Annotated in this window: 3 protein-coding genes; all 3 read left to right on the top strand. The window is 45.3% G+C overall.

All coding sequences use genetic code 11. The annotated features are described in order from the left end of the window. Positions 1-7 precede the first annotated feature (7 nt). Positions 8-691, top strand: a complete 684-nt coding sequence (locus VN379_RS24975; RefSeq protein ID WP_325538846.1) for a Crp/Fnr family transcriptional regulator — start codon at positions 8-10, stop codon at positions 689-691. A gap of 625 nt (positions 692-1,316) precedes the next feature. Beyond that, on the top strand, positions 1,317-3,311 hold the full coding sequence (locus VN379_RS24970) for a methyl-accepting chemotaxis protein (protein ID WP_325538845.1): 1,995 nt from the start codon (positions 1,317-1,319) through the stop codon (positions 3,309-3,311). A gap of 281 nt (positions 3,312-3,592) precedes the next feature. After that, the coding region (locus VN379_RS24965) for an APC family permease (protein ID WP_325538844.1) at positions 3,593-4,295 on the top strand (703 nt) is incomplete at its 3' end.

The raw sequence follows: 4,295 nt of genomic DNA, 5'->3' as shown, positions 1-4,295 counted from the left end.
GTTTAAGATGGAAGATTTTATCACTGCCCTGGCCAATTGCCGTTTATTTAAAGGCTATACCAAATCAGACGTTCACAACTTTCTGCTGCCTGCTGAATACAAAATCAGCAATTTTAAAAAAAATCAGTTTATATTTAGAATGGATCAACCGATAACATATATAGGGATTATCCTCAAAGGCAGTATTGAGGTGCAGAAGATCTTTCAGTCAGGCAAGGTCATTAATCTGATTTATAAAGAAAAAGGCGAGTTGTTCGCCGAAGGAACCATATTCTCCCAAATGCCGGCCTATCCCTGCCAGGTAATATCCCGGGAGAATACAGATGTGATGCTGTTGCCTAAACAATACGTTATCAAGGCGCTGGCTGATGACAGCATCCTTTTAGCCAATTTGTTGGCGCTCATGTCCGATAAGCTTATTTTTCTGAATAAAAAAATCGAGTTGTTATCCTATTGCTCAATTCAAAGCAAGATTGCGTATTCGCTATTACACTGCATCGCAACCGACAATAATACCAGCATCATTGAGCTCCCGTATACGCAAAAGGCGTGGGCAGAGCATTTGAATGTATCACGCCCCTCACTTTGCCGGGAACTGAAAAACCTGTGCAAAGCAAAAATTATCCTGACAGACAAACGCACCATCACCATTTTGAAACGGGACAAAATAGAACAGCTGCTGAGTGAATAACTAGGACGTGGGTGGATTTCTGATCACTTGAGGCCTGGCCTCCCCATTGTTTCACGCTTTTTCGACAAATAAACTGTAAATTTCGGCAGGATTATACAAATAATGAGAGAATACAATGTGTAGGTGAAATAATTAACTTTCTAGGATGCAAAAGAAGAACCCACTTGTATCACTGCCGTTCCGAACCCATCTTATATAAAACACATACAAGTGCGGCAGCCTCGGCGGAACTCTTAGCTCACAATAATTGCAATAGAGTTATACCCTAAGTCGTCTACACATCTCTACATGTTGAATTGCTAACACTCAAAAATCAGTCAACTGCAATGATCAAATAATTTTTGTCGATTTAGTTTTATTTTTATAACATATCTATAAAATTTTTACAGAATATTACGATTTTAAATTTGAAATACGGGCTCAGTGAATAGTTTATTTACGAGCGAATCGTTAGATGCTAGAGATTCTTTTTTCTTCCGGACACAGGTACGATTGCGGTTGACTCCATGCGGAGGGAGGATTTATGACAGGCTATATCTCGTAGTCATTTCAAAAAAGAATGCAGCCTTGTCTGCATACTGCACACAAAAATTATGTAATTATTTTACAGGTTGGAGGCAACAATATGCGGATGAACTTTTTTGCGAAGTTAGTGGTCCTGGTGTTGGTTCTTACGTTGACGGCAACAGGTATCACGGGACTTATTCTGTTAAATGGCATGGAAACAAGTCTGAAGGAGAACGTAAACCGTGAGATACAAGCCCAGGTTAGCGGCTTAAACGGGCAAATTAGCTCAATGTTACAGGAGCAAATCAAGATTGGCCAGATTATCGCCAATCATGCTCATGTCACTGGCGGCAATGCTGCAGGCGCAACAGAGCTGGTCAATGCCATTGAGCGTGTTGATTCTGCCTCTTATGAGGCTGTTAACATCGTTGACCGGACAGGCCGGGTAACCAATTTTGCCCCGGCAGCCGGCGCCGGACGGATGATAGGTACCTCGATAGCTGACAGGCAGTACTTTAAGGATGCTATGCAGACCGGCCAGACAATCATCAGTGACGTACTTACTTCCAAAGACACAGGCAGTCCAATTATCCTTATTGCTACCCCGATTAAAGACAGTGCGGGGGCTTTTGCCGGGATCGTCTGCCAAGTCATTAAACTGGATGCGTTGGAGAAAATGCGCTCTCAGGTTAAGATCGGTGAAACAGGGTATGCAAGCATTAACACCAATGTAAATGGAAAATCCATTATCATTGCTCATCCGGATAATACACTTGTTACAGAAAAGAAAGATGTGTTCGAAACACCGATTGTTCAGGCAGCCCTGCGAGGGCAGAACCAATTGAATTTTAAGAACCTGGCGGGTGCTGACGTAATTGGTGCCACAGGGATTGTTCCTTTAACCAATTGGATAATTATCGCCATGGTGCCGGAAAAAGAGGTGTATGCCGAAGTAAGTGTGAATCGCTACAAGATGCTGGCAGTCATGGGTGTGACGATACTTATCGTAATCGTCATTGCCTGGTATTTTGCCCGCAGGATAGCCGGCCGTTTAACCCATATGGTGCAGCGGGTGGCGCAGGTAGCTGACGGAGACCTGAGGGCTTCGCATACCGCCAGTTTATCCAATGACGAGATTGGCCAACTGGGAAAAGCGCTTGAATCCATGACCCAAAGCCTGCGTGGCGTTATCGGGCAGGTAACCCACTCTGCCGAACAGGTGGCAGCCTCGTCGGAGCAATTAACGACAGGTGCCGAGCAGTCGGCGCAAGGAGCCGGCCAAGTAGCCAACTCCATCACGCAGGTAGCAGCCGGCACTGAGCGGCAAACTGGTGCAATTCGCAAAACCGTCGCTGTTGTTGAACGGATTTCCTCAGAGATCAAGCAGGCGGCCGCTAATGTAAATGTTGTGGAGACAACCTCCGACAAGGCCGCAGGTGCCGCTAAGGATGGGGGCAAAGCGGTTGAGGCAGCGGTTAACCAGATGATTAATATCGAGACTAAAGTAGTCCATTCGGCACAGGTTATCGCCAAATTAGGCGAGCGCTCCAAAGAAATAGGCCAAATCGTCGATACGATATCCGGGATTGCAGGCCAAACCAATCTGCTTTCACTTAATGCGGCTATTGAAGCGGCCCGGGCTGGCGAACAGGGACGTGGCTTCTCCGTAGTAGCCGAGGAGGTTCGCAAGCTGGCTGAACAGTCGCAGGAAGCCGCCAAACAAATCGCCGGCCTGATTACAGAGATCCAGGTCGAGACTGAAAGTGCGGTCCTCGCAATGAACGAAGGTACCCGCGAAGTCAAAATCGGATCAGATGTCGTTAATTCAGCCGGACAGGCTTTTGCAGAAATAGTTTCGTTGGTCGACCAGGTATCTGAGCAGATAAAAAGCATCGCAGCAGCTGTTCAGGGAATAGCGAGTGACAGTCAGGAGATTGTCTCGTCCGTACAGGAGATTGATGTAATAAGCAAAGAAACCGCCGGTCAGACGCAAACGGTTTCGGCGGTCACCGAAGAGCAGTCGGCTTCTATGGAAGAAATTGCCGCCTCCAGCGAGGCTTTAGCAAAATTGGCTCAGGATCTACAAACTGTCATACAGCGCTTCAAAGTCTAGCCAGTGATGGCTTAATTCCGGACTACAGTGTAGCTCAATCAAATAAAGAGGTTAGATCAATGGACAAAAGAGTCCTGTTGATCTAACCTCTTTTTGCTGATAGTGGCAGAGAATCGGACAATAATCCAACATAACACATTTACACTAATCAGCGTCCTTTAATCTTCCGGTACGGGATTTTTGTATTGACCAAACGGATTTGGGTATGACCAATCTTTTGACCATTCCAGCCCCTTCTGGCTTATAATTAACTAAAAATACAGCAGAGGAGCTTAATTCTAATGAAACCTGGTCTAAGTAATGACAACAACACCCTACTTGGCAAATTCGGTTATCAACAGGAATTGAAAAGAACACTGGGACTCAAAGATCTTACGATTTATGGGATTATTTTCATGGCCCCGTTAGCACCGATGCAGGTGTATGGCATGGTAGCTCAGGAAAGCAGCGGAATGTCCTGTTTAGTTTACCTTGTTGGTGTTATCGCGATGTTATTTACTGCGTATAGCTATAGTCATATGTCGAAAGAGTTTCCCATCTCAGGCTCTGTTTATTCGTACATCCAGAGGGCCCTGAATCCCCATCTCGGCTTTGTCGCCGGCTGGATTATATTAGCTGATTATATCCTGGCGCCGGCTTTACTGTACCTGATGACTGGCATCTGGATGACCGGAATATTTCCGGGTGTTCCCTCAGTAGTCTGGGGATTTGTATTTATTGTAATTAATACGTTGATTAACATCAGGGGAATAACCTTAACGGCAAAAACAAATTTAGTCATGCTCTATCTGCAATTAGCCACATTACTTGTATTGTTAATTATCGGAATCAAATATGTCTTTATTGAAGGCAACGGCGCAGCAGGCTTTACACTAGCCCCCTTTTTCCAGGCTGATAACTTTAGCCCGGATCTTTTGGCCAAAGCCGCCTCTATCGCGGTTTTAGGGTTTCTCGGTTTTGATGGCATCAGCACCTTATCAGAAG

This window comes from Sporomusa sp., assembly GCF_035561255.1.
In the GTDB taxonomy this organism is placed as follows: Bacteria; Bacillota; Negativicutes; order Sporomusales; family Sporomusaceae; genus Sporomusa.
This window is presented reverse-complemented; position numbering and strand designations above follow the sequence as displayed.

Excerpts from the sequence above, each read along its gene's own strand:
- VN379_RS24970 (WP_325538845.1), top strand. The coding sequence starts at position 1,317 with ATGCGGATGAACTTTTTTGCGAAGTTAGTGGTCCTGGTGTTGGTTCTT.
- VN379_RS24975 (WP_325538846.1), top strand. The coding sequence starts at position 8 with ATGGAAGATTTTATCACTGCCCTGGCCAATTGCCGTTTATTTAAAGGC.